The organism is Acinetobacter tandoii DSM 14970 = CIP 107469 (assembly GCF_000400735.1).
Taxonomy (GTDB): domain Bacteria; phylum Pseudomonadota; class Gammaproteobacteria; order Pseudomonadales; family Moraxellaceae; genus Acinetobacter; species Acinetobacter tandoii.
Window position 1 is genome coordinate 101256 of record NZ_KE007361.1, and the last position, 6000, is coordinate 107255.

The 6000-nt window shown below is 37.9% G+C and carries 2 protein-coding genes; both read right to left on the minus strand.

The window, feature by feature from the left end:
* Positions 1–51: 51 nt before the first annotated feature.
* On the minus strand, positions 52–1575 hold the full coding sequence (locus I593_RS02715) for an SIR2 family protein (protein WP_016166047.1): 1524 nt from the start codon (positions 1573–1575) through the stop codon (positions 52–54).
* 579 nt (positions 1576–2154) lie between these two features.
* On the minus strand, positions 2155–6000 hold a 3846-nt coding region (locus tag I593_RS02720), incomplete at its 5' end, for a beta strand repeat-containing protein (RefSeq protein ID WP_016166048.1).

Below are 6000 nucleotides of genomic sequence, written 5' to 3' on the forward strand. Positions count from 1 at the left end.
CGATTAAATAAATAATATTTTTGACAACCCAATAATAAATACCATTTAAATTTAATACCTCGTAACCTCTTCAATAATAAATGGAATATCATCATAATCTTCGTACCATATAATTGTTACACCTAGCTCTTTCATAAGCTCTTCATTAAGATTATGGTGCCTTTGTAAAAATTTTTCTGCCCCTTCAAGATTATCAATGACAGGATTTTTTGTGCTTTTATTATCATAAGCAAAACTTTTTAATGCTAAACGCTTCATAAAAGCATAATGCTTACTTCTTTCAATATTCCTGGCAGATATATCTAGCAACCTACGAAGATTTGGATCAGTCATAGAAAGACCAATCATTAAACAATTATTTTCTCTAAGACCATTTAATTGAACCAAATTAGACCAATGATATGTATCTGAATATATTTGATGATATCCCTCTTCAGAGAAAACTAAGGTTGAGTTATCAAGCCCCTCGTATTTATTACGCTCTTCAGGTAAGAAACCATGAACATGATAAACAGGTAATTCATCAGGATCGTAGCTTTCCCTATCAGAATATATACAACTGTGAAGTATATTATTCGATGTTAATTGTCTTTCAAGAAGATCATCAAAATTATAGGTGATAATTGACCTTACTTTAGCCCCAGTCCTCCGCGGTATGCACATGCAAGCAATAGATTTAATTAATCTTGAATTAATTTCAAAATTCGAATCTCGAAGTTTATAGAGATTTTTGGTGATTGCATTTTTGAATTCCTTGGCTTCAGTAGTATTTTTTACAAGTCCTTTTCTTAAATATCTTGCAGCCATTAAAGCAGAAGGCTCATCCACAACATTCAAACGATTTACTAACTCACTAATATCTTTATCAGAGACATCGACATCACTATCAAATTCTTGCGTTAAATAAGTTACAAACAATGAACTCAATAAGGTGTTCCAATCAGGCATACCCGCACTACTTGATACACCAGCGCCTAAAAAAAGTGAAAATTGCCCCTTTTGATATGATTCTTTTAAACTAGTAACAACCTTGTCTCTTTCAGATTTCCAGTCAATGGTGGGTTTGCTAACAGCTGACTCTAACCTTAAAGCAAATAAGTTATTTGCTATTTCATTCACTCTGGCCCTATGCTGACTCGCAATTTTATTTATCTCTTCTGGCCCCCAAATATGTATTCTGAATGGTACGGATTCCTGCTCAAATCGAGTTAAAATTTTTTCTCTTATCTTTTCGGGAACAGACTTAGCTGAGATGATTATTAAATCTGATAATACCACCTCTTTAATCATAGAAGAAATGTGAGCACAAAGTTTTGATATTATTACATTAATAGGTTGTGCAGCTAAGTTGAATTTTATTTCTATTAGTGTAGGTCCCAGAAAATTATCAAACCCTTGAGGAGCTAATCCATCACCAGCATAACTAGGTTCAATTTTTACTAGAAATTTTTTATTTTGCTTTTCAATATGATATTTCAACAAATGAACTATAAAAGTTTCAAATGAATAATAACTCCTTGGCCCGCCCTCATCTATTCTTTCAAGAATATTATCTATTAACACTTCTGCTTCCATTTAATAAATTTAGTCAAATGAATTTTAATTTTTCATATAAGTAGTATAGTAAAAAACAGATTAATTGTGTTTAAAATCAATAGATTGAGATTAAAAATTCAGCAACATAAAATATACAATAAAAACAATTACTTATAATTTCACCATTAGCTACAATGTAAATGCCATAAGCTATGATGTGTTCTCCTCAAAATGTCATTAGTTGTGACGTTTTCTTCTCAGACATCAGTTGTGACGTAAAGCTATGTCATTATGTATCGCCAAAAGCTCTAACTATTTGAATTGTCAAAATTGAAAAATGACACAGGTTGAGTCGTCTTACACTCATAATGACATCAGTTGAGTCGCTGTATAATGTCATTATGGTTCGTTAGAAGAACTAAGACACTGATTTGATTATCATGCTAATGACAACTTATGTGTCGCATGACGTAATTTAATAAAAAATCCCGCCTTGATGGCGGGATTTTTTATATTAAGTACTAACTCAAAAAACCAACTCAATAAAGAAAAACCTCCCCGATAAATCGGAGAGGTTCATGCAGTGATTCAAATCAAATAAGACGGTTTGCTGATCAACTAAAGCACAATCACTCCCATACCATTCACAATATCATTGTCCACAAATACTGTGTTTGCGCCGAGTGTATATTGCGTCATCGTTACACCGTTAATGGTAGATTCTGCACCTTTAATCGCGCCAATCATTTGTACCTGATCATGCAAATCCCCAAAAATTTGTAGTGTATTTGATCCAGTAACTTCCAGAACATCAGCGGCAGTTAACGTCAATTTCGAACCTTCTGAACCATTACCCAAATCGATACGTTCAATGTTGGTAATATTATTCGATGTCGTTAAATCTAAGTCTATTCCATCCAATAACGTTAAAGTATCTGTACCCGCACCACCATCAATAGAAACAAAGCTTGTTCCTGAAATAACGATTACGTCATTGCCATTACCTGCATTGAAGGTATCTGCTCCATTCCCATCAATCAGTAGATCATTGCCGTCACCACCATTTAAGGTGTCATTCCCTGCTCCACCACGGATTAAGTCATTTCCAGAACTACCATTTAGCGTATCATCACCATCGTAGCCATAAAGACGCTCATGAATAGTGCCTGATGCACTATTATTTAATGTATCGTTTGCAGAAGTTCCTTGAATAATATCAGGATTACCTCCCGACCCTAACAAGTTCTGTAGCACCTGAGCATTCAGTAATGATGAGAAACTGTCTGAATCTGTTGCACCGTAACTATCGGTTGCAGTCACAGTAAAACTACCCAAGGCGCTCACACTCAAACCTGCAACCAAACTGAGTAAATTTACATCGGAATTGAGCTGAATCGTGGCTAATAATTCATTCACAGCTAAATTATCAATATTTCCACCATCTGCCGCTGTAATGGTTATTGTTGATGTTGCTCCAACAACACCCAATATCCCCGATGTATTGTTAATATGAATTTCGAGTCCCAAATCTGCTGCTAATTGAGCTGAAGCAGAGAAACTAAGACTGCCCAAATTCACTGTAAGTAGACCATTAAATTTTACTTCTACCGAACGCAAGTTTTGATTTTGATCGACAGCAATAAAAGCCTGTTGATTCAAGTCAATGATGCCAAGCGCATCTACACCAATTAAGCCCAGTAAAGTCGCATCGGCAGCTTGTGCAATCGGTGCTACATTCGGTTGTGTTGAGGTAGATGGTGAAGTTGAGTCAAAAGTGATATTGGTTGAAGCAGTATCACCATCATTATCTACTATCACCACATCAAAAGATGAGGAACCATTTAAATCCGTGTTCGTGGTTGCCTGATCTACCAAGAGGTTTCCATTTTTAAGTAAATTCGAAATAATCTCTTGCTGGGTGGTATAACTACCCACTAAATCTACATTCGTAAATGTAATGTGCTGATCAGAAGTTGTAGTTGGTGTTGCAGCCGAAAGCGTACCCGCGGTATTGATATAAAGAATTGTATTGGTACCATCAAAGACAAAGTATAAATAGTTTGCCAAGTTTCCAATACTTGTCCCTTTCGCCAATTCACCGACTAATAAGCCACGTAAGTCGAGAATATCCCCTCCACCCGCAACAGGTTGTTTAGAAAAGTCAGTAATGGTATCTACGGCTGGTGCCACAACAGTCCCCTGATCCCCTTTCTCCCAAAGGAAGGTGTCATTGCCTGAGCCACCCGTTAGGGTATCATTTCCTGTACCACCACTTAAAATGTCGTTACCAGCACCGCCATTTAAAGTATCGTTACCCGCCCCACCGCGAAGTAAATCATTCCCTTGGTTACCCTTTAAATTATCACTTCCAGCATAACCATATAAACGATCATCACCATTGGTTCCATTGAGTGTATTTGTAGCGCTTGTGTCCTCTACCACACCTGCTGGGTCGTTACTCGGATCTAATAGGCTTACACCAAGCAAATCAGTATAAGAAGTGCTAGATGTCACTGGTTGACTATCTGTTGCAGAAATAGAAATTGTCGGTGCTAGACCTAATGCTAATAAATCCAAACCATATTGGTGAATGTAAACAGTTGCTAAAAACTCATTCAATTTTAAGTTATCAATTGAACCACCATCTAAAGATGTAATTGTTAGTCTTGAAAATGATTGAGTTGTAAGTGTCGGGATACCTAAAACGTCTACGACAAGAATGTTATTATTTTCTATAACATTTAAACCAAATTCAGCTGCCATAGCAGTTGACCAGTCCAATTTATAATAATTACCTAAACCAACACTAATGACTGAGTTTGCATTGACTACAACTGATTGAATATCGTTATTCGGATCAATTGCAGTTAAAAGTTGATTCGTACCAATCCCGATCAAATCTAAGGCCTCTGCATTTACCAGCCCTAACAGACTGGCTGATTTATTAATGCCTACAATCGGTGCTTGAGCTGCTGTTGATATCGCTAATGAGGAATAACTGTAATGCCCCGTCAACATATCTACGACCAGAACTTCACCCGTACCTTTGTTGATAGTTAACTCATCATTTGCAGCATTAAAGCTATAAGTAATTGAACCAGCCGCTCCTGAAGCTGAAACTAAATCTGTTGTAGATGAATAGGTTAAAGTATAACCATCAACCGTGATACTTTGTACATAACCATGATCTGCACCATAACTTACAACTAAATCTCCTTCTATGGCCGCAGGTTGGACATCAACATTATGTATGGTATTAGGTGCGGCAATTGGTGAATCATCTTCAACATTAATAACTAAAGTTGAATTGGTTGTTCCAACAACATCAGTTGAGGCAATGGTAAAACCAAGACCTAAAATGTTTTCAAGTGAAGCTATTGAGTGGTCTAGCGGTTGTTTCAAGGTAAAGGTGTAAGCCCCCGCAGTTGAAAGTGTGAGTACCGCGACCTCTTTTCCTCCTGCTGTTCCTGTTAATGTATAAACGCCTGCCGTAATCGAACCATTCCAAGTCACTGGCTGCCCCTCAGACGTGATACCCGATGGACCAGTTACAGCCACATTAGTTAAATTACCAAGATTTAAAGTTCCTGATACCATTGTTGAATTTGTTGTATCCTCAGGGTTACCGACAGCATCAGCATTTGCTCCTGCCAAGCCTTCTTCTGAGACAGAGACGATCACGACATCGCCTTTGGCAGTATCGCTATCGATGGCCACATTTGAAGAAACATCAAAACCATATGAAGTAACTACGCTCCCATCTTTTACAGCATCTTGTCCAATGGTGACCACACCCGTAATTGGATCTATACTCACACCTGTTGGCAATGGGGTTGGTATTGGGTTTGCTGCCAAACTCCAAGTACCATCACCTGCTTGTGATGCAGACAAGACAACAAGATTATTTTCTTCATCCGTATAATAAATTTCCTGCTCAACATTATCCGCACCCGGAGTTACAGTGACTGAACCATCATCCAATGCAACCACGTTAGGCTGGTCTGCAGCACTTGGTGTCAAATCATCTGGGTATGCTATACCAGTGTCTTGAGCAGTATTACCCAGTAAATCTGTACCAATCGAAGTAACAAGGCTGCCATCTTTTACGGCATCACGTCCGATACTGACTACACCCGTTGTACTATTAATACTGACATTCAATGGGGTTGTATCCAAACTCCAAGTTCCATCAGGTGCTTTAGTCGCAGTTAAAGTTACATCAACATCCGATTCATTCTTATAAGTGATGACCTGTTGAACATTATCACCACCAGGAACAATACCCACTGAACCGCCCAATACTGCAATAACATCTGGTGCATCAGCAACTGTATCAATAACCACGTTCTGACTGGTCGTACTCGCAGTATTCCCTGCTGTATCGGTCACGGTGGCAATCACTGGATAGGTACCATCAATAAAAGGACTGCCCGTTAAATCTAGGGTCCAGTTGCCTAAGCCATC